An 18,474-nucleotide genomic window follows, 5' to 3' on the forward strand; every position below is an offset into this window, starting at 1 on the left:
TCAGCCCGCGGCGAATTCGACGATTGCGCGGTCCTGCAGATAGTGGCCGCCCGCAACGCCGATCGCGCCGATCACGGTATCGCCATCCTTGATCGGGATGCCGCCGGGCAGGACGTTGATGTTGGGATCGGACAGGACGACCGGCTTGGCGAAGGGATCGCGCGAGACGGTTTCGATCACGTCCGAGGTCGCCATTCCGAAGGTGGCGGCGGCAAGCGCTTTCTTGCGCGCCACATCGAGATTGATGTGCCCGCAACCGTTGAGCCGCGCCGCGGCGACCACGTGGCCCGCCACATCGGTCACGGCAACGGCAATGCGGCACTGCTGGTCCTTGCCGGCCTGAAGTGCCTTTGCCACCAGCGCTTGCGCGCGATCGATGTCGATTGTCATTCGGATCCTTCTCCTGATTGCTGTCTTGGCCGCCGGCGCTGTCGCCGCATGGCTCGCTTGCGAGAGGATACCGACGTCCCACGCACATTTCCTTTGACGGAGCGACACTGATATTGAAAGTAGTGCCGGTGTTTGCCGCGAACATCCCCGTTGCCGCACTTATCACGCCGGCCGGCGCACTGGATCACGCCCCCGCCGCCATGCGCGCGACGTTTGCCAGCCTGTGCGTCAGCCGCGTCGATCTCGATCGCCCGGCCTTCCGCATCCGTGTGGGCCTGGTCGGTGATGTCGCGTTCACCCGGGGCGAGGGGTCGGGCCATATCGACATGCGCTGGAACGATCCGGATCGGTCGGTCCGCGCGCTGCATCACTGGCTGATCTTCTTTTCCTCGGGACGGGCCCAGGCCGATGACGGAACGCCGCCCCTGTCGGTGCGCGAAGTGGCGCTGTTCGACGGTGCGAACTGGCATGACAGCCTCCATCTCACCGGCGCCACCCGCAATATCGCGGTGCTGATCCCCTCGGCGCTGGTGCCGCCCGGGCTGACGCTGGGGCGCCCGGTGGCCAGCGACCATGGCTGCGGTGCGGTGCTTGCCGCCATGGCGCGAACGCTGGAATTGCAAAGCCACAATGCCCCCGAACAGAGCCTGGCCCAGGCGCTGCCGGCGTTCCTGCTGCTTCTGGCCGAAACCTTCAGCACCCCGCCCCCGCCCCCGCGCGCCGCGGGCCCGACCATGCTGCTTGGCCGGATCATCGATTTCCTGGAACTCCATCTCGACAATCCCGACCTTTCGCCCGGTCTGGCCGCCAGGGAATGCGGCTGCTCGATCCGGCAACTGCATCGCCAGTTCGCGCCAACCGGCAGCAGCTTTGCCGAGACGATCCGCCGGCTGCGGGTGGAGCGGGCGGCCTATCTGCTGCGCGCCACCGCGCTGCCGATCGGCGAAATAGCCAGCGCGGTCGGCTTTGCCGATCCCGGCTATCTGGCGACGGTCTTTCGCCAGCGATATGCCATCAGCCCTCGGGAATGGCGCCGCCGCTGCCGTGCCGAGCATGCACCGGCCGCGGCGCGGGGCGGCCCTTTACCGGGCCGGCCGGGCTGATCGCGCGGCGATCTTTTCCTCCGCCAGGGAAAAGGCGCTGTGCACCCCGGGGGGCGTTTCGGGCGCGAGCGCCGTGGTGAACCAGACAACGCCCGTGCGGCGCGCCGGATCGAGCCACAAGCCCGATCGCAGGCCATAAGCCTCGCCGGGATGGCCAAGGCGAAAGCGACCGTCAGCGAAAAGATCGTCATGGCAGCCGGCGGCGCCCATGCCGACAAGATGCACGCCAAGCCCATAGGCGCAAAACATCCCGTCTGCCGCCCCGTCCTCGCCGATGCCCCCCGTGCCCGGGCCAAGCCGCCATTGCGGCCGCGTCATTTCGGCAAAGCTGCGGGGGGACAGAAAATGGCGCCCGCCGTTCGCCAGCATCCGGCCCAGCCGCGCCAGATCGCGCATGGATATGCGCAGACCGCCCTGGGGCGAGAACAGCGCCCCGTTCGCGCCGGGAACATATCCGCCAAGATCGCAAGGGACACCGGGCGCAGTCGCGACCAGGCAATCGGGGCGCCTGCCGGCCAGATCGTCGCGGGCAACCTCCCCGCTGGCGCGATAGAGCACGACGGCACGGCGCAACGCGGCAGCCGAGCAGCCAGACCAGTTGTAGCAGGCGTCAAGCCGCAGCGGCCGCAGCACGTCGCGCCGCATCAGCATGTCGAACCGTGTGCCGGTCGCTGCTTCCATCACGCTGGCGACGACGGGGAAATTGATATTGGCATAGCGGAACCAGCCAGAGCCCGGGGCATGGTCGAAATCCCAGACCCGCGCGTCGGCAAGACGCTGGCGGAGCGTTTCGCCAAGGGGAACGAGATAGAGTTCGTCGCCATCGACCAGGCCGGACGTATGCGAAAGCAGCATGCGCAGCGTGATGGGACGCTCGGCAAAGCCGGGATGGCGCAGTTTCCAGCCCAGGTAGACCGAAACGTCCGCATCGAGATCGAGCACTCCCCGATCGACAAGGCGCATCACCCCAAGCGCCGTCACGAGCTTTGAAACCGATGCCACGCGTACCGGGCTGTCGAGCCCCGCCGCGCGCCCGGTGGCGCGATCGGCAGCGCCTTCCGCCGCCACGGCGCGGATATGGGCGCGATCGAACGTGGCGATCACGGTTGCCGGGATGGGCGCGGGAACGGGCGCCGGACCCTGGCCCCACGCGCGGGCCGGAACGAACAGGGCAAGGCAGAGAACGAGCAAGCGGCGAACCATGCCTCCGCCTTAACGCAAAGGCGGCATGCTGGCGAGATGCCGAGGGCGTGCCGTTTCGGCCGCAAGGTTCGGAGCGTGACCGGCCACGCCCGGCGCTATGCGAACGCCAAAGAGGAGAACGACCATGTCCTTTCGCATCAGCGGGCTCGATCCGGCGCCGTTCCGGCATCTCTATGGGCAGCCGGACCACATCCTGGCGCAGCACAACGTCCGGCGTTGCCACGCCGACCGGAAGCCGGGCTTTCCCGATCGCATCGAAATGCGCGACGCCGAGCCGGGCGAAACGCTGCTGCTGCTCAACTACGAGCACCAGCCCGCCGACACCCCCTATCGCGCGCGCCATGCGATTTTCGTGCGCGAAGGGGCCGAACGGGCCTATGACGAACGGGATGCGATTCCCGAACCACTCAGGATCAGGCCGATCTCGCTCCGCGCGTTCGACGCGGCGGGCGATATGGTCGATGCGGACCTGGCCGAAGGAGAGGCAGCGCTGACACAGCTGATCGAGCGCTTGTTGGGCAATCCCGAGGTCGCTTACCTCCATGCCCATTTCGCCAAGCGGGGCTGCTATGCCGCACGGGTCGATCGCGCATGACGGATCCGATCGCACGCGGCGAACCGCTTGCGCTTTATGCCTCGTGGCCGGCAGCCCGCGCCTGGCGCTCCCTGTCGAGAAGAACGCGCTTGCGCTCGAGGCCCCAGCGATAGCCACCCAGTCCGCCGTCGCCGCGCAGCACTCTGTGACAAGGCACGAGCACCCCGATGCGGTTTGCCGCGCATGCGCTTGCCGCCGCGCGTATCGCCCGCGGCGCGCCGATGCCTTTTGCCACGTCGGCATAGCTGACGACGTCACCGGCCTTGATGCCCAGAAGGAAGCGCCAGACCCGAATCTGAAACGCCGTCCCGCGCAGATCGACCGGCAGGTCCGGCTGCGGCCCGCCCCGGGACAGATGCGTGTCGATCGCTTCCATCCAGTCGTCGAGCGCGGCATTGCCGGCGGTTTCGGCCGGGCTTAGCGTGGCTGCGGGAAATTCGGCGGCAAGTTGCCGCAACAGCGCCTCGGCATTTTCGCCGAACTGAACGAAGCACACGCCCCGCCCGGTTGCCGCCATCATCAAGGGGCCCAGGGCCGTCTCGCGCGTGGCATGGACGATATGTTCGCCCTTGCCGCCTGCGCGATAGGCCGAGGGCGTCATGCCCAGGCCGCCGTCGACATGTTCGTAAGCGCGGCTGGTCGAGCCATATCCGGCATCGTAGACCGCCCCAAGGACGCTGTCCCCCGCGCGCAGGCCGGATTTGAAAGCCTCCAGCCGCTTTGCCGCATGATATTCCTTGGGGCTCACCCCGAATACCGCCTTGAACGTGCGCTGAAGGTGGAACGGGCTCATTCCCGCGGCGCGCGCCAGCACGGCAAGCGTAAGGGGCTCGTCCGCCCGCGCGGCGATCTGCGCCGCAACCGCGCACATCCGCGTGTCGGCCCCGCCGGCTTCGCCCGCCGCGGTCGGCTTGCAGCGCTTGCAGGGCCGGAAGCCGGCGCTTTGGGCATCCACCGCCGTTGCATAGAACGCCATGTTCTGCGGCTTGGCCGGCCGGGCGCCGCACGAAGGGCGGCAGAACACGCCGGTCGTGCCGACGGCATAGACGAATTGCCCATCGGCCTGCCTGTCACGCGCGCGCACCTGGGCATAGCGCGGGTCGGCCAGAATGAGATCGGGATCGGAAAGCGCAGGCATGGCAGTGTCCGGGTCGTGGCTATCGCATCCTGCTTACCGCGACAATGCGGCGCATCGCGCTCCGAAACTTGCGGCGGAAAAACGCCTTCGCCTTGCCGATGACGCCGGCCTGCCGATCGTGTCGAGGCCTGCCGCGCAAGCTGCCGGGCCGAGGTCTATCGCCTGCACGAACCGCGGTTGGCGACCTGCCCCGCCGGCGCCGGGGCATCTGCCTCAGCGTGGTGGCTTCTGCGCGCGTCTTTGCTGCAGGATGGCGTTTATCGTCTGGCGTACTTCCCCCGGGGGAAGCCCCAGCTGGAAGCGCTGCGTGCTGACCGGCCCCGCCAGCCGCACGCCGGAAGAGGCCGCGAGAACGGCATATCCCGATCCTGTCAGCCGGTCGGGCCACCATGCGGTGAGCTGCTGGACACCGTCGCCGCATCGCGACATGTCCATCGCGGGAAGCAGGCGGGAGACGATCGCGAATTGCGCCTGGGCAAGCGCGGCGTCTTTCAGAACCGTGTATTCGGCTGGCCCGTCATAAGGGCCGGGGCGATCGAGCTTGACGTCCGCCACCTCGCGGCTGGCAAGTCCCCAGGCCTGGACGCCCGCCCTGGGTATGGTCGTCTGCCTCAATGCAAAGGTCCCCGGCGCCGGCCGGGGAACCCGGGGCGCCAGACGGCCGAACGCGTAGGCCGCAGGCTCTCCCGGCTGCGGCCGGTCGGAAACCAGGAAAATCCGCCCGTTGAGGACCAGCGTGCGCGGCCCGCCCCGTTCCGAGACGAGGTCGTAGTTCTCGTCGTTCCGATAGCGGAGCTTGACGATGTCCCCGTTTTCCAGGGCAAACCGCGCGACCACCGGCAAAGATGACCGCCCGACCCCGACGGCTGGTGCGGCCGCGCTTGCCGGCAACGTCGCGGTTGCCGTGGCTGCAGCGATTGCAGCCACGGCGATAACGCGAAAAGCCTTAGTTGGGCGCATGAATGCCTGCGCTCACCTGCTGGCCGTTCTTCAGCTTGTACTGGTTGAAGTCCGTGAGGCATGAGCCGCGTCCGCCGCGTCCGCCGCAAGACTGCGTTCCGGCCCAGTTGGCTGCCACGATGCTGCTCCGATGCGTCATCTGCGAGAAATACTGCCGGATCGGATGGGTGCTGCTGCGCGTGCGCGGGACATTGGAGACAAGGTTCATGAAGGCCTGGAAATCACCGTATGGCGTCGAATAGAGGCGTCGGTTGGCCTTGTCCGGATTATAAAGATCGAAATTCTGGAATTCGTTGAACCGCAACGTGCCGTTGAAAGGCGACTGCGGGCTGTCCCAGGCGATCGCCTGGTTATTGGACCGGGTCCGAGCAACCTGGCAATCCATCGTCCCATAAATGACCGACGCGCTCTGGTAGCACATGTCGATCTGGCGCCCGAGCATGTAGCCCTTGCTGTCGGAAGGATCGGGGTTTCCTTCGGGATTGTAATAGCGGGCTGGATTGCGCACCCACCAGTACGGGTTGGCCCCCCAGAGAAACAGCGTGTCGTAGTTGACTTCCTCGCCACCGGTCAGGCGCGCCGAGGGGCCGCCCTGCCAGACTTCGTTGTTCCACTTGGAAACGTAGGCTGCGAAACCGTCCGACCCACGGCAGTTGTCGCAGTTGTTGAGGCCCGAGGCAGGATCGGGCAGATCGGACACGGCGTCGGCCATCGTAATCCCGTAGGATTCGATGCCCTGCTGGATGGTGAACAGGGTCGGAATGTTGCGCCGATCCGATCCATGCGGCTGGTTGGTCGGGAAAGCGCCGGCCGTGGTGATTTCCGATCGCGACACGAAGGGGCTGAGTTCCTGCGTGAAGCTGTTCATGTCTCCGAACGAATGAAGCGCCTTGAAGTGGACTTCGGCTCCGTTCGTGCACCGGAAATTGAGGAAGCGTTCGTGCGAGGGATTACGGAACGCATCGGGCGAATGCGTGCCCTGATGCAGTTTGAACAAGATATCGCATTCAATGTCCTGTCCCGTCGTCTGATCGTTGCCTTCCAGCCGGTTGAACAGCGATACCTTGTGGCTGACGTGATCTTCGTTGCGTTGCTGGTTGGGATCATTGGGCGCAAGCTGCTCGCTGACATAGCCGAACGGCATCGGACCGACAGTCTTGTACAGGGCCGAGATACGCTGATCCTGCCCATGTTCGTGACCGAAGCGGCAGGTGGTGCCGTCGGCAAACTCGTAGATCGGGGGATGCCAGGTGGGATAGGCCTTGTTGTCGGGGCCATAAGCCCAGAAGCTGTCGTGCAGTTCCTTGGAGCAGGTGTCGTACAGCGAATTGGGCGTCCAGTCGAACGTGGTGAGCGCACGCGAGAGGATGCCCGACGGCGGGGCGTCGTCGCTGCTGAAATCGGCAGAGCCGGTCTTTGTGGTGGCCGAGAGGTTGAAGGACTTGATCACCTTCCCATCGGCATCGAGCGCCTCGACAGCATAATCATACTTGGTCCCCGGGGTCAGATCCATGTCGCGGAAATGAACCTGCGTTTCTTCCAGCAAGGCAATCTGGCTGCCGTTGCGCGAGACCCGGTAATCGACGACATTCTGAACCGCTTCCCATTTCAGCGCGATGGCGACTTTCGATGCGGTGACGAGGGAAAGCCCGCTGCTGGTGGGCGTGGTGGTCGTCCCTCCGCCAGTGCCGGTATCGGTGCCAGTGCCGGTGCCAGTGCCAGTGCCAGTGCCAGTGCCTTCCGATGCCGCCTTCACGGTCACGACCATGGAATCGCGGTTGACGGCGCCGATCTGGCGCAATTCGAGCGTCCAGACGCCCGCGCCCGGGAACGTCACTTTGGTCGTCAACGAGTTGGGAGAGAGAATACTGGCGCCGGAAGGACCGGACTTGACCACCCAGAGCGGTGTTCCCTTGGCCAATTTCCCCGCCATGGTTGCCGTGTTCTGTGGCAGGGTGATCGTCTGGTCGGGTCCGGCGTCCGATTTGGTCGATTGTGCCTGCGCTGTTGCCGGTAGCCCCAGAGCCAGGGGAATAGCGACCACGGTACTGCACGACAGCCACAACGCCACGCCCGGCTTCGCCAGGCGAATTCCTTTCCCTACCATATTCGCGATCCCCTGATTTAAAATGCAACTGACGATTGAAATATTTCGTATTAAAAACTTACCGCAGCTTTGTTACAGTATTCAGAAAGTATTAATGAAAACGTTAATTTAGAGTTAATTGCCATAAACGGCTCTGTCCGCTTCCCTTTCGGACAGGGTCGCCCGGGCATCGAACCCCCTCACGCTTGCGTGCTCTGCATGTGACGCTTATAGACCACCGGGAGCGCGTGGCGTTACGCCGGGTGCGAGGTTGCGGATAACGATACGATGTCGAGAGAACTAATGGCCCCGGCGGCGCGAATCGGCCGCAGATTCCTGCGTGACTGTGCAACGGGTGCCGCTCTGCTGCTGACCTCCGTATCCGCCAGAGCCCAGGTGGCTTATAGCGATCCTGCCGGATCAGGGCCGCTTGTCGGTGCCGTCCAGTGGCTTCAGGGTACGCTGCTGGGCACGGTTGCCACGGTCGTGGCGGTGATCGCGATCGCCATGGTCGGTTTCCTGATGCTGACCGGGCGCATGAACTGGCGCTATGGCGCAACCGTCATTCTGGGCTGCTTCATCCTGTTCGGCGCGGCGAGCATCGTCGGTGGCATCCAGTCGGTGGCGTCGTCCGCGTCCTGACATGGTTCTGCTCGATCGGGATACCTGTTTCGTTGCCTTGACGCGCCCGCAGATGTTTGCCGGCGTGACGTACAGCTTCTTCGTGGTCAACGGCGTGGTGACGGCCGAGCTGTTCCTGCTTCTCAAGTCTCCCTGGGTGTTGCTGGCCGCACTGGTGATCCATGTGACCGGCTGGCTCGCCTGTCTGCGCGAGCCGCGCTTTTTCGATCTCTGGCTGGTTAAGGCATCGCGCTGCCAGCGTATCCCGAATTACCGGCTATGGCGCTGCAATTCCTATCGCCCCTGAGCGCACACGAGCGGATCGCCGAGCGCGAGCGCCCGGTCTCCGTGCAACTCCCCTACGATCGGCTTGTCGACGACCAGACGATTGCGCTCGACGGCGGCCTGCTGATGCAGGTGATCCAGCTCGAGGGGTTTCTGTTCGAAACAGCCGATACCGAAGAGATCAATTATCGCAAGATGTTGCGCGACGCGATGCTGCAGGCGATCGGCTCGTCGCGCTTTGCCCTTTACCATCACATCGTCCGTCGACGGGTAGAGCCTCACGTTGCCGGAGACTATCCCGATCCGTTCAGCACGCGGCTGGACACGGCGTGGCGCGCACGCCTCGCCACGCGCGAACTGTTCGTCAACGACCTGTTCGTGACGATCATCCGCCGGCCGCTGCAGGGGCGGGGCGGCATCGCCGACCGCCTGGCAGGGAAATTCAGTGGCAACCAGGGCGGCAGCGAGGCTGAACTGGCGGCGGAATGCCGCGCGCTTTCGGCCGCCACGGAACAGCTCATCGCGGCGTTGGGCAGCTATGGACCGCGCCTGCTCGGCGCCTATGACACCCCCGCCGGGCCATGTTCGGAACCGCTGGAGTTCCTCTCGCTGATCCTCAATGGCGAGCTGCGCCCGGTGCGCTTTCCCCATGGCAGCGTGGCCGATTATCTTCCCTATCGGCGGATCAGCTTTGGTCAGGATCTGGTCGAACAGGGGCCGACGGGCCTTGCCCCGCGGCATTTCACGGCCATGCTGTCGATCAAGGACTATCCGGGCCAGACGGCGCCCGGCATGCTCGACAATCTGCTCCGCCTGCCGGTGGAAATGGTGATCAGCCAAAGCTTCGGCTTCGTCGATCGCGGCGCCGGGCTGGGCCGTGTCAATCTCGCGCTAAGGCGCATGCGCGCGGCCGATGACGAGGCCCTTTCGCTTCGGCAGGAGCTTGCCGCCGCCAAGGACGATCTGGCGGCGGGCCGTGCAGCGTTCGGCGAGCATCATCTCACCGTCGCCGTGCGGGCCGAACGCATGGAGCAGGTCGACGACGGCGTGGCCGAAGTCCAGGCCTCGCTGACCGATCTCGGCCTGATCGCCGTGCGCGAGGAGATCGGGCTGGAAGCCGCGTGGTGGGCCCAGTTCCCTGGCAATTTCAAATTCATCGCGCGGCGCGCGCTGGTTTCGAGCCGCAACTTCGCCAGCTTTGCCAGCGCCCACAATTTCCCCAGCGGCCGCGCCGCCGGCAATCATTGGGGCGAGGCGGTCACCGTGCTCGAAACGACCGCCGCCGGCCCCTATCACTTCAATTTCCACAAGGGCGACCTCGGCAATTTCACCGTCATCGGCCCGTCCGGCTCGGGCAAGACGGTGGTGCTCAACTTCCTGCTGGCGCAAGCGCGCAAATACCGGCCGCGCATCGTGTTTTTCGACAAGGATCGTGGCGGCGAACTTTTCGTGCGGGCCATCGGCGGTGCTTATCAGACCCTGCGCCCGGGCGAAGGGTCCGGCCTCAATCCCCTGCGCATCGAGGATCGGCCCGAAAACCGCCGGTTCCTGGCCGACTGGATCGGCCGCCTTGCCGGCGGCCCGCTCGATACCGACGAGCTTGCCCGCGTTCACGAAGCGATCGACGCCAGCTTTGCCGCCGAACCGCGCTATCGCCGGCTGCGCTATTTCGGCGAACTGCTGCGCGGCAGCCACCGCCCCCATGCGGCCGACCTGTGGGCCAGGCTGCGCCCCTGGTGGGGCGATGGCGACCGCGCCTGGCTGTTCGACAATGCCGAGGACCAGACCGATCTGGGACGCGACACGGTCGGTTTCGACATGACGCGGATACTCGATGATCCGGCCCTGCGCACCCCGACGATGATGTATCTGTTCCACCGCGTCGAGGAACGGCTTGACGGATCGCCGGCGATCATCGTCATCGACGAGGGCTGGAAAGCGCTCGACGACGATGTCTTCGTCCAGAAGATCAAGGACTGGGAAAAGACTATCCGCAAGCGCAACGGCATTGTCGGTTTCGCTACGCAAAGCGCCGAGGACGCGCTGTCCAGCCGGATCGCCAGCGCGATCGTGGAACAGGCGGCGACGCAGATCTTCATGGCCAACCCCAAGGCGCGTGCCGAGGATTATCGCGACGGCTTCGGGCTGACGGCGCACGAGTACGACATCGTCCGCACGCTGCCCGACAACGCGCATTGCTTTCTCATCAAGCACGGCAACGACAGCGTGGTGGCGCGGCTGAATCTGTCGGGAGAAACGGAACTGCTGACCATCCTTTCGGGCCGCGAGCGGACCGTGCGGCTGCTCGATTCGATCCGCGAGGCCGTGGGCGACGACCCGGCCGACTGGATGCCGCGCCTGCTGAGAGTGGCCTGATGCAGGTCTGCGCAGATTTCGCGCCCGACGCGCCTTTCGCCGTCGATATCGTCAGGCTGGTCGATTGCCGCGTCAGGACCCTGGGCGAAGGGGGCTATCTGGCACTGACCGGCGCCGGGTCGCCGGTATCGGCCGCGCTCGGGGGCCTTTTGACCATCGCGATCGCGCTGTTCGGTTACCGGCTCCTGCTCGGAGAGCGGGTCGAAGTGCGCAACGGGGTCTATCTCGCGTTCCGTATCGGGCTGGTGCTGACGCTGGGAACCCAGTGGGCAGCCTATCAGGCGCTGTTCTACCGCGTCGCGATCGAAGGCCCGGCGGAACTGACGCGCACGCTCGCGCGCCCGGCCGGCGATCCGCGCGCAGATCTGCTCGAACAGGCACAGGCGATCTGGGAGGGCATCGACGGCATCGCCAACATTCCGCCCAAAGTGGTTTCGCCCGTTGCGCCCGCACCGGACCAGGCGCCGAACGGCGACCCGGGGCAGGTGCCGGGCGGCAACGCAGGCCAGACGCCGCCCGGCAATGCTGTCGCCGACGAGCCGGACAAGCTGTCCCTTCTCGACCGCTCCTACCTTTCCAGCGCGTCGATCGTGTTCCTTTCGTCTATCCTTTTCGGATTTCTGGTGCCCCGTATCATTGCTGGATTTCTGCTGGCGCTTGGCCCGCTCTTTATCCTGTCGCTCCTGTTCGCACGAACGCAGGCGATCTTCGAAGGCTGGGCGAGGGGCATCCTGTTCTCCGTTCTCGGCAGCGTCGTGGCGACAGCGATCTTCGGGATCGAAATGGCCGTGATCCAGCCCCAGCTCCTGGCGATCGCGGAAAGCTTGCAGACCGGGGTCATCCGCCCGGGCGCGTCGGGCGAACTGCTGGTCGCGGCAGCGCTGTTCGCCCTGATCCTGATCTTTTCGCTGGCCACGCTGGCCTGGGTGCTGAGCAGCGCCTCGCTGCGCCTCGTCATGCCGCGCCTTGCTTCGTCGGGCGGTGCAAGAGAAGTGACCGCCATGCCCGACGCTGCGGTGGCGCGCGCAAACAGGCCCGGAACCACCACGGCGCCGGCGGCCATGCCTTTGCCGTCGAGAGCGGCGCTTATCGCCGAATCGGTGCGGACGGCCGATCGCCGCGACGCCGCGGACCCGGCGGGGCGGCGCGTCGCCCCTGTTGGCGGGGGTGAAAACATGGCCAGCCAGGCGCCGCCGCTGGGCCAGCGTGGCCGCCGATCGTTGACCGCGCGCCCATCCGCCGCGGCGACTCGCAGGGATGGAAACGCATGACGGCCCCTTTGGAATCAGCCGAAACCGTAACGCAACCCGAAAGCCGGGCCGCGTACTATGCCAGGGCGGCAAGCTGGGCAGAGGATCGTGACGCCGGTCTGCGCCTGTCCCGGCGCATCGCCTGGCTGGTGGCCGGCGTGGCAGCGGGAATCGCAATTCTGGAAGCGGTCGCACTTGCCCTGCTGATGCCGCTCAAGACGGTCGTGCCCTATACCCTGCTGGTCGACCGCCAGACCGGGTTCGTGCAGACGCTGAAAGGCGGCAGTGCCGATCCCCTGGTGGCCGATCAGGCGTTGACCCAGTCGCTTCTGGCGCAATACGTGATCGCCCGCGAGGGCTTCGACATCGCGACGGTTTCGGGCGATTACCGGAAAGTCGCGCTGTGGTCGGCCGATCGCGCACGGAATGATTACCTGGCCTTGATGCCCGCTGCCAATCCGGGCAGCCCGTTCCAGCGCCTGCCGCGAACCAGCGTGGTCACGGTGCACGTCAAGAGCGTATCGCCCATCGGCCCCAACACGGCGCTGGTCCGGTTCGATACCGAACGGCGGGATCAGGGCCAGACTGAGGGCACGCGCGAGCCCTGGGCATCGGTCGTCCGCTATCGCTTCTCGGGCGCGCCGATGGCGCTGGAAGAGCGGCTGATCAATCCGCTCGGGTTCCAGGTCGTCCATTATCGCCGCGATCAGGAAGCGCCCGCGCCGCCCCCCGTGACCCCGCAAGCCGCCGGTCTGCAACCTGCGAGCCTGCAACCTGCCGCGCCACAACCTGCCACCATGCCCCCTGCGACCCCGCAAGCCGCTCCATGAAGCACCGGGCCCTCTTCTGCGTGGCGCTCGCGATGGCGAGCCCGGCCTTTGCGGAATTGCAGCCGCAGCCGGGATCGGGCGATTCCCGCCTGCAATCGGTGCGCTACGATCCCGATCAGGTCGTGCGCCTTGCCTTTGCGCGGGACTTTTCCATGACCATCGAGTTTTCGCCCGACGAGCGGATCGAGAACGTGGCGATCGGCGCCGGCGAAGGATGGCAGGTGACGCCAAACAAGCGAGCCGATCTGCTGTTCGTGAAACAGCTGGCCAACGCCGTCGAAACCAACCTTACCGTGGTGACCGATGCGCGCCGCTACAGCTTCGTGCTCAGCCCCGATGCGGGAAGCGGCCTTTCGGTCGCCCATGTGCTGCGCTTCGATTATCCCGGAGTCACGACCGCGCCAGACGTCGCCGTGCTTCCGGGGCGCGGCACCTATCGCTTTGCCGGCGCGCGCGCGCTGCGCCCGCTCTATATCAATGACGATGGCCAGGCCACCTACATCACCTGGCCACCGGAACGCAGCCTGCCGGCAATCTACACGATCGATGCCGCGGGCCGGGAAGCGATCGTCAACGGCGCAATGCGCGACGGCGTTTTCGTGATAGACTCGGTCGCGCCGCGCCTGATTTTCCGTTCCGGCCGCTTGCGGGCGACGGCAACCCGCCAACCGGACAAGGCACCCTGATGGCGACCGATCCGCGCAACATCGATCCGCCGCATGACATTGCCCCGGTCGTTCCACTGCCCCGCGCGGGCCTGTCCGGGGCGGCCATCGCCGTCCTGTGCGGTCTGCTCGGTCTCGTTCTGTTCGTGACTCTGGATTCGCGGCGCCGCGCGCTGCAGGCGCCCGAGCGGCCCGCGCCGGCCGCCGGCGTCCCGCTGGTTGCGCCCCCACCGCTGGCCGTGCCGCCCGAGCCGCCGCCCCCGCCGCCCCCGGTCGAGCCAGAGCCGATGCCGGTCGAGCCACCCCCACCGCCGCGACCGGCGCCAATGCCCCTTCCGCCACCGCCGCCGCCCATCCAGCCCGTGCGCATCCAGAGCCCGCCCGTCCGTGTCGAGACGAACGGCCAGCCGTCGCCCGTTCTCGTGCTCGATCTCAGCACCGGCAACACCAATGCAGCGGCCGCCGGGCAAGCGAAATCGCCCGCCGAGGGTGGCGCCGGCGACGACCAGGCCGTGCGCGCCACGCTGATCCGCAACCGTTCCGCGCTCGTTCCGCAAGGCACGCTCATTCCCGCCGTGCTCGAAACGCCGATCGATTCCAGCCGCGCCGGCCTGGCGCGCGCGCTGGTGTCGCGCGACGTGCGCGGCTTTGACGGAACGCGCGTGCTGATCCCGCGCGGCAGCCGGTTGATCGGAGAGGCCAAGGGCGATCTTCAGGCCGGCGCGCGGCGCGTACTCGTCACCTGGACGCGGCTGATCCGGCCCGATGGCGTCGCCATCCGCATCGGCTCCCCCGGTGCCGACAATCTGGGCGGCGCCGGGCTGAGCGGCCGGGTGAACAACTACTTTTTCGAACGGTTCGCCAACGCGGTCCTGCAGTCCGCGCTGACGATCGGCGTCAACCGCGCCGCGCGGATCGGCGAAGGCAACGTAGTGATTTCCAGCCAGGGCGGCGGCAATCTTGGTCAGACACCGATCTTCAACGTTCCCGCAGGGCCTACCGTCAAAGTGCGGCAGGGCGCCGAAATCGCGATCTTCGTTGCCCGCGATCTCGATTTCGGCGGAACGACGGCACGGCCATGACACGCGCGCCCGGCGACCGCCAGGCGGCGGCAAACACGGACTCGCCCTTTCCGTTTCTCGACGCCTGGCTGGCGCCGCTCCTGCCCCACCTTGCCCGCGGTGACGTCACCGATCTTTACATCAACCGCCCCGGCGAGGTCTGGATCGAAACGCTGAGCGGCGCCAGCGAGCGGCACGACGCGCCCGAATTCGACGACGCGCGGCTCTGGCGTCTCGCCCGGCAGATCGCCAGCATCGCGCACCAGGGGATCAGCCGCGAACATCCCCTGCTGTCTGCGCGGCTGCCCGACGGATCGCGCGTGCAGATCGTGGCGCCGCCCGCGACGCGGGGGCCGATGGCGATTGCCATTCGCCGCCACATCGTCTCGGACCTGTCGCTTGGCGACTATGCCCGCGCCGGCGCGTTCCGGGATGCGCTGGTCGCGGCCCGCCCGCCTGCCGCCCGGCGGGCATTGACATCGCCAGAAGAGATTCCCGCCTATCTGGCCGGCGCGGTGCGGGAGCGGCGCAACATTCTCGTTTCGGGCGGCACGTCCACGGGCAAGACCACGTTCCTGAACGCGCTCTTGCGGGAAGTGCCGGACCGGGAGCGGCTGATCCTGATCGAGGATACGCCCGAACTGCTGGTGCGGCAGGACAATGCGGTAGGCCTGGTGGCCGTCAAGGGCGAACTCGGCGAAGCACGGGTGACGGCGGACGACCTGCTGCAGGCCTCGCTCCGCATGCGGCCCGACCGGATCATCCTGGGCGAACTGCGGGGCAGCGAGGCCTACACGTTCCTGCGCGCGATCAACACCGGCCACCCCGGATCGATGACGACGATCCACGCCAACGATCCCCAGGGCGCGATCGAGCAGCTCGCGCTGATCGTCCAGGCCGGATCGCATCTGGGCCGGGCCGACATCGTCCATTATATCCGCCACGTGCTCGATATCGTCGTGCAGCTTGAGCGCCGCGAGGGCAGACGCCGCGTTTCCCACGTCCTGGATTTCCGCGCCGATGAGGCACGCGGCAATGACGTGTCGATCGGATGACCGGCCCGAACCGGGCGGGATCGAGGATCGGGACAATGTCGGAAACAAGGTCGTCTTCCGGCCTTCCGGTCCCACATGAATGCTGAGACGGGTAGGCAAGCCGTCTGCACTTGCAGATCCGCCGCCTAGAAGTTCGGTGGTCTCTTGGCCAGAAACGCATTAACGCCCTCGGCGAAGTCAGGCAGCGTAAAGGCATCTTCGAACAGGGCGGACGTCACTTCGTCGTCATCGACCTGGCCGCTCAGAATTCGGCGTATCATTGCTTTGGTCTCGCGCGCGGTATGCGCCGAACTCTTTGCGATCCGTTCGGCCAGGGCCAGCCCGTCGATGTCGAGCAAGTCTACCAGACCGATGCGCCAGGCTTCGGCGACGCCGATCAGGTCCCCCGTGAACAGGATGCGCTTGGCTTGCGCAGGCCCTACCAGATCCACCAACAGCTTGGTGTCGTGAAGCGAGTACACGAGGCCGAGCTTTGCTGGCGTAATTCCGAAGCGCGCACGATCGGTTGCCACGCGGATGTCGCAGGCCAGCGCCAGGCCGCATCCGCCGCCGATGCAATCGCCATCCACAAATGCAACCGTCGGCTTGACGGCGTTCGACAAGGCATGTTGTGCTGCTGCGATGGCAGCCCTGTTCCGTGCCCGCCACATGGGATCACGTGAACCGGTTGCAAATTCGGCAATGTCCGCTCCGGCCGAAAAGACCCCGGGTTCGGCTGCACGAAGCAGCAGAACCCGGCACTGGTCGTCGGCCATGGCCCGTTCGATCAACGAAGGGAATTGCTCCCACATTGCCTGCGTGATGGCATTGCGCTTGGCGGCGCGGTCGATCAGCAGGTGCGCGATCCGGCCGTGTTGCTCAAAACGCAGCGTCACGCGGGTTCGACCATCGCGAGTGCATCGGCGATCTCCAGCCGGGTTGCGGACCATACCCCTTCATGACCGGCCACGTAGCGCAGGAACTCCTCGAGCGCCCAGATGCGGCCGGGCCGCCCGATGATACGCAGGTGAAGACCGAGCGACATCATCTTCGGGTTTCCCTCCACACCTTCGCGGTACAACTGGTCAAAGCATCGGCGGGCATAGTCCAGCCAGTTTGCAGGAGTATAGGCCGGGTCGGTCCACATCTTCATGTCGTTCGTGTCGAGTTGATAGGGAACGATGGCGATCGGGCGGCCAGGGACGGTGTGCCGGTCCCAGAACGGCACGTCGCCCGAATAATCGTCCATATGATAGCGAAAACCCTCTTCCACGAGCAGCCGCCGGGTGTTGTCGGTATGAAGATAACGCGACAGCCAGCCATAGGGTCGCGTACCGGTGGTCCGTTCGATCGACGATACCGCCTTGCGGATGAATTCGCGTTCCATCGCTTCGTCCATGCGGAATTGATGCACCCACCGCCAGCCATGGCTGACCGGCTCGTGCCCCAATTCGCGAATGACGGCCGCAACCTCCGGATGGTTTTCCAGACTGAGCGCAGCCACCGTCCATGATGCCTTGATGCCATGGTCCTGCAGCAGCTTGGCTATCCTGGGAACACCGGCCTTTATGCCGTACAGGTAGTTTGACTCGTTGCCATAGTTGCGGATCGGGGTCTTGAGGTGGATGCCCAGTTCATCGACCGGTTCCATGCCTTTGTCGCCCCGGGCGATAGTCATCTCCGACCCTTCCTCGACATTGACCACGACCGACAGCGCCAGCTTGGCAGCGTGGGGCCAGTCGATCCGTTCCGGATTGATAGCGGACAAAGGCATCAGTGCATCTCCTCGCCACCACTGACATTGATGGCTTCTCCATTTATGTAAGCAGCATCGGCACTTGCCAGCCAGGCGCAAGTGGCAGCCGTATCGCTTGCCCAGCCAGGGCGCCCCATCGGGTTTCTTGCCGCCATGTTGGCGAGATAGGCTTCCACGCTGTCGAAACCGAGAAGTTTCGAGAAATAGGCATTCTGTTCGGCGCCAAGCCCGGTCGTGACGTGGTTGGGGCAGACGGCGTTGACCGTTATACCGTATGCGCCCAACTCCAGTGCGCTTGCCCGGGTCAGGCCGATCATGCCGTGTTTCGAACTGACATAGGCGGGCAGATGCGGGAAGCCGGTTTTTGCCGCCTGACTGGCGATGTTTATTATCCGCCCGCCCTCTTGCCCGGCAATCAACGCTCGCGCCGCCGCCTGCGTACAATAGAAGGCACCCGAGAGGTTGACACGCAGAACCCTGTCCCAGTCTTGCGGATCGACTTCCAGAAATGGCTTCATCATGAAACCGATGCCGGCGTTGTTGACGAACACATCGAGCCGCCCGAGCCGTTCCACCGTCTGCGCCACCAGCGCCGCGCACTGGCTGGCGTCGCCAACGTCGCAGGCGATCACTTCCACGGCCGCGCCACGGCCGCGAAGTTCTTCCGCCACGCTTTGGGTCTCGTCGGTCACCGCCAGATCCGAAACGACGCACGACGCGCCCTCTTCGGCAAATCGCTGCAGGATGGCCTGACCCAGTCCGCGATGCCTGCCCGATCCGGTAACCACCACCACTTTGCCCGCAAACCGGCCCATCACAGATTCTCGGTAAGGATGAATTGCGGGTTGTCGGCAAATTCGCTGAACCGCGCAGAGACCGCCTGGAATGCCGCATCCGACACGTCACGGGTGAACGTGTCGATGTCGGATATGTCGATGCATTCGATGTAGTCGTATGGCGGCGCACCCTCTGCACCAAACAGCCCGATGGCGCGATGGACGGTGAAGTCCTGTACGGACTCGAGCACCTTCACTCCGGGAATGTCCGTGTTGCGTGCCCAGGCTTCATAGGAGGCGGCAGCAACCCCGGGCCGCAGATTGAACAGGCAGATGATGCGCAAG

The 18,474-nt window shown here is 65.7% G+C and carries 19 protein-coding genes; 10 read left to right on the plus strand and 9 right to left on the minus strand.

What is annotated here, in order from left to right:
• Positions 1 to 390, minus strand: a complete 390-nt coding sequence (locus AC3EDY_RS03095) for a GlcG/HbpS family heme-binding protein (protein WP_488571000.1) — start codon at positions 388 to 390, stop codon at positions 1 to 3.
• A gap of 128 nt (positions 391 to 518) precedes the next feature.
• Here AC3EDY_RS03095 and AC3EDY_RS03100 point away from each other — a divergent pair, with 128 nt between their 5' ends.
• Complete coding sequence (locus AC3EDY_RS03100; RefSeq protein WP_488571001.1) at positions 519 to 1,493, plus strand: helix-turn-helix domain-containing protein; 975 nt, start codon at positions 519 to 521, stop codon at positions 1,491 to 1,493.
• On the opposite strand, the gene AC3EDY_RS03105 is transcribed toward AC3EDY_RS03100, so the two are convergent.
• Positions 1,473 to 2,696 carry a serine hydrolase domain-containing protein gene (locus tag AC3EDY_RS03105; RefSeq protein WP_488571002.1) on the minus strand — a complete coding sequence of 408 codons (1,224 nt, stop codon included), beginning with the start codon at positions 2,694 to 2,696 and terminating at the stop codon, positions 1,473 to 1,475. The genes AC3EDY_RS03100 and AC3EDY_RS03105 overlap by 21 nt on opposite strands.
• 124 nt (positions 2,697 to 2,820) lie before the next feature.
• On the opposite strand from AC3EDY_RS03105, the gene AC3EDY_RS03110 reads away from it, so the two are divergent.
• Positions 2,821 to 3,291 carry a DUF1203 domain-containing protein gene (locus tag AC3EDY_RS03110; RefSeq protein ID WP_488571003.1) on the plus strand — a complete coding sequence of 157 codons (471 nt, stop codon included), beginning with the start codon at positions 2,821 to 2,823 and terminating at the stop codon, positions 3,289 to 3,291.
• A 34-nt stretch (positions 3,292 to 3,325) separates the two neighbouring features.
• On the opposite strand, the gene ada is transcribed toward AC3EDY_RS03110, so the two are convergent.
• The 3 genes from ada to AC3EDY_RS03125 all read right to left on the minus strand — a co-directional run bounded on the left by ada (position 3,326) and on the right by AC3EDY_RS03125 (position 7,496).
• The gene (gene ada, locus AC3EDY_RS03115; protein WP_488571004.1) at positions 3,326 to 4,429 is read right to left on the minus strand and encodes a bifunctional DNA-binding transcriptional regulator/O6-methylguanine-DNA methyltransferase Ada; all 1,104 of its coding nucleotides are present in this window, start codon (positions 4,427 to 4,429) and stop codon (positions 3,326 to 3,328) included.
• A gap of 213 nt (positions 4,430 to 4,642) precedes the next feature.
• On the minus strand, positions 4,643 to 5,356 hold the full coding sequence (locus tag AC3EDY_RS03120) for a hypothetical protein (protein ID WP_488571005.1): 714 nt from the start codon (positions 5,354 to 5,356) through the stop codon (positions 4,643 to 4,645).
• A 19-nt stretch (positions 5,357 to 5,375) separates the two neighbouring features.
• Entirely contained in the window at positions 5,376 to 7,496 is a 2,121-nt protein-coding gene (locus AC3EDY_RS03125) for a hypothetical protein (RefSeq protein ID WP_488571006.1), read from the minus strand.
• Positions 7,497 to 7,778: 282 nt separating this feature from the next.
• Between AC3EDY_RS03125 and AC3EDY_RS03130 the strand changes: the two genes are divergently transcribed.
• Genes AC3EDY_RS03130 through virB11 form a run of 8 tightly spaced genes read left to right on the plus strand, consistent with a single transcriptional unit; the run spans position 7,779 to position 15,618 of the window.
• The gene (locus AC3EDY_RS03130) at positions 7,779 to 8,117 is read left to right on the plus strand and encodes a TrbC/VirB2 family type IV secretion system protein (RefSeq protein ID WP_488571215.1); all 339 of its coding nucleotides are present in this window, start codon (positions 7,779 to 7,781) and stop codon (positions 8,115 to 8,117) included.
• A gap of 1 nt (position 8,118) precedes the next feature.
• Positions 8,119 to 8,403 carry a VirB3 family type IV secretion system protein gene (locus tag AC3EDY_RS03135; protein WP_488571007.1) on the plus strand — a complete coding sequence of 95 codons (285 nt, stop codon included), beginning with the start codon at positions 8,119 to 8,121 and terminating at the stop codon, positions 8,401 to 8,403.
• Positions 8,376 to 10,757, plus strand: coding sequence for a VirB4 family type IV secretion/conjugal transfer ATPase (locus AC3EDY_RS03140; protein ID WP_488571008.1), 2,382 nt, complete (start codon positions 8,376 to 8,378; stop codon positions 10,755 to 10,757). The genes AC3EDY_RS03135 and AC3EDY_RS03140 overlap by 28 nt, the downstream gene beginning before the upstream one ends.
• Positions 10,757 to 12,028 carry a TrbL/VirB6 family protein gene (locus AC3EDY_RS03145; RefSeq protein WP_488571009.1) on the plus strand — a complete coding sequence of 424 codons (1,272 nt, stop codon included), beginning with the start codon at positions 10,757 to 10,759 and terminating at the stop codon, positions 12,026 to 12,028. Before AC3EDY_RS03140 ends, AC3EDY_RS03145 begins: the two co-directional genes overlap by 1 nt.
• Positions 12,025 to 12,837 carry a VirB8 family type IV secretion system protein gene (locus tag AC3EDY_RS03150; RefSeq protein ID WP_488571010.1) on the plus strand — a complete coding sequence of 271 codons (813 nt, stop codon included), beginning with the start codon at positions 12,025 to 12,027 and terminating at the stop codon, positions 12,835 to 12,837. Before AC3EDY_RS03145 ends, AC3EDY_RS03150 begins: the two co-directional genes overlap by 4 nt.
• On the plus strand, positions 12,834 to 13,523 hold the full coding sequence (locus tag AC3EDY_RS03155) for a TrbG/VirB9 family P-type conjugative transfer protein (RefSeq protein WP_488571011.1): 690 nt from the start codon (positions 12,834 to 12,836) through the stop codon (positions 13,521 to 13,523). The genes AC3EDY_RS03150 and AC3EDY_RS03155 overlap by 4 nt, the downstream gene beginning before the upstream one ends.
• Positions 13,523 to 14,584 carry a TrbI/VirB10 family protein gene (locus tag AC3EDY_RS03160; RefSeq protein ID WP_488571012.1) on the plus strand — a complete coding sequence of 354 codons (1,062 nt, stop codon included), beginning with the start codon at positions 13,523 to 13,525 and terminating at the stop codon, positions 14,582 to 14,584. Before AC3EDY_RS03155 ends, AC3EDY_RS03160 begins: the two co-directional genes overlap by 1 nt.
• Entirely contained in the window at positions 14,581 to 15,618 is a 1,038-nt protein-coding gene (virB11, locus tag AC3EDY_RS03165; RefSeq protein ID WP_488571013.1) for a P-type DNA transfer ATPase VirB11, read from the plus strand. The genes AC3EDY_RS03160 and virB11 overlap by 4 nt, the downstream gene beginning before the upstream one ends.
• Before the next feature lie 125 nt (positions 15,619 to 15,743).
• On the opposite strand, the gene AC3EDY_RS03170 is transcribed toward virB11, so the two are convergent.
• The 4 genes from AC3EDY_RS03170 to AC3EDY_RS03185 are packed head-to-tail and all read right to left on the minus strand — an operon-like array spanning position 15,744 to position 18,473.
• A complete protein-coding gene (locus AC3EDY_RS03170; RefSeq protein WP_488571014.1) occupies positions 15,744 to 16,493 on the minus strand; it encodes an enoyl-CoA hydratase/isomerase family protein in 750 nt (249 codons plus the stop codon).
• Positions 16,490 to 17,371 carry a polysaccharide deacetylase family protein gene (locus AC3EDY_RS03175; protein WP_488571015.1) on the minus strand — a complete coding sequence of 294 codons (882 nt, stop codon included), beginning with the start codon at positions 17,369 to 17,371 and terminating at the stop codon, positions 16,490 to 16,492. Before AC3EDY_RS03175 ends, AC3EDY_RS03170 begins: the two co-directional genes overlap by 4 nt.
• Entirely contained in the window at positions 17,371 to 18,168 is a 798-nt protein-coding gene (locus tag AC3EDY_RS03180) for an SDR family NAD(P)-dependent oxidoreductase (RefSeq protein WP_488571216.1), read from the minus strand. The genes AC3EDY_RS03175 and AC3EDY_RS03180 overlap by 1 nt, the downstream gene beginning before the upstream one ends.
• The gene (locus AC3EDY_RS03185; RefSeq protein ID WP_488571016.1) at positions 18,168 to 18,473 is read right to left on the minus strand and encodes an REDY-like protein HapK; all 306 of its coding nucleotides are present in this window, start codon (positions 18,471 to 18,473) and stop codon (positions 18,168 to 18,170) included. Before AC3EDY_RS03185 ends, AC3EDY_RS03180 begins: the two co-directional genes overlap by 1 nt.
• Between the last annotated feature and the right edge of the window lies 1 nt (position 18,474).

It is taken from the genome of Novosphingobium sp. DS6-6, from assembly GCF_057784975.1.

What these genes read in the sequence shown, in the direction of transcription:
- AC3EDY_RS03140 (WP_488571008.1), top strand. Translation starts at nt 8,376, where the DNA reads ATGGCGCTGCAATTCCTATCGCCCCTGAGCGCACACGAGCGGATCGCC.
- AC3EDY_RS03145 (WP_488571009.1), top strand. Translation starts at nt 10,757, where the DNA reads ATGCAGGTCTGCGCAGATTTCGCGCCCGACGCGCCTTTCGCCGTCGAT.
- AC3EDY_RS03150 (WP_488571010.1), top strand. Translation starts at nt 12,025, where the DNA reads ATGACGGCCCCTTTGGAATCAGCCGAAACCGTAACGCAACCCGAAAGC.
- AC3EDY_RS03135 (WP_488571007.1), top strand. Translation starts at nt 8,119, where the DNA reads ATGGTTCTGCTCGATCGGGATACCTGTTTCGTTGCCTTGACGCGCCCG.
- AC3EDY_RS03130 (WP_488571215.1), top strand. Translation starts at nt 7,779, where the DNA reads ATGGCCCCGGCGGCGCGAATCGGCCGCAGATTCCTGCGTGACTGTGCA.
- AC3EDY_RS03155 (WP_488571011.1), top strand. Translation starts at nt 12,834, where the DNA reads ATGAAGCACCGGGCCCTCTTCTGCGTGGCGCTCGCGATGGCGAGCCCG.
- AC3EDY_RS03160 (WP_488571012.1), top strand. Translation starts at nt 13,523, where the DNA reads ATGGCGACCGATCCGCGCAACATCGATCCGCCGCATGACATTGCCCCG.
- AC3EDY_RS03180 (WP_488571216.1), bottom strand. Translation starts at nt 18,168, where the DNA reads ATGGGCCGGTTTGCGGGCAAAGTGGTGGTGGTTACCGGATCGGGCAGG.
- AC3EDY_RS03175 (WP_488571015.1), bottom strand. Translation starts at nt 17,371, where the DNA reads ATGCCTTTGTCCGCTATCAATCCGGAACGGATCGACTGGCCCCACGCT.
- ada (WP_488571004.1), bottom strand. Translation starts at nt 4,429, where the DNA reads ATGCCTGCGCTTTCCGATCCCGATCTCATTCTGGCCGACCCGCGCTAT.
- virB11 (WP_488571013.1), top strand. Translation starts at nt 14,581, where the DNA reads ATGACACGCGCGCCCGGCGACCGCCAGGCGGCGGCAAACACGGACTCG.
- AC3EDY_RS03125 (WP_488571006.1), bottom strand. Translation starts at nt 7,496, where the DNA reads ATGGTAGGGAAAGGAATTCGCCTGGCGAAGCCGGGCGTGGCGTTGTGG.
- AC3EDY_RS03095 (WP_488571000.1), bottom strand. Translation starts at nt 390, where the DNA reads ATGACAATCGACATCGATCGCGCGCAAGCGCTGGTGGCAAAGGCACTT.
- AC3EDY_RS03105 (WP_488571002.1), bottom strand. Translation starts at nt 2,696, where the DNA reads ATGGTTCGCCGCTTGCTCGTTCTCTGCCTTGCCCTGTTCGTTCCGGCC.
- AC3EDY_RS03110 (WP_488571003.1), top strand. Translation starts at nt 2,821, where the DNA reads ATGTCCTTTCGCATCAGCGGGCTCGATCCGGCGCCGTTCCGGCATCTC.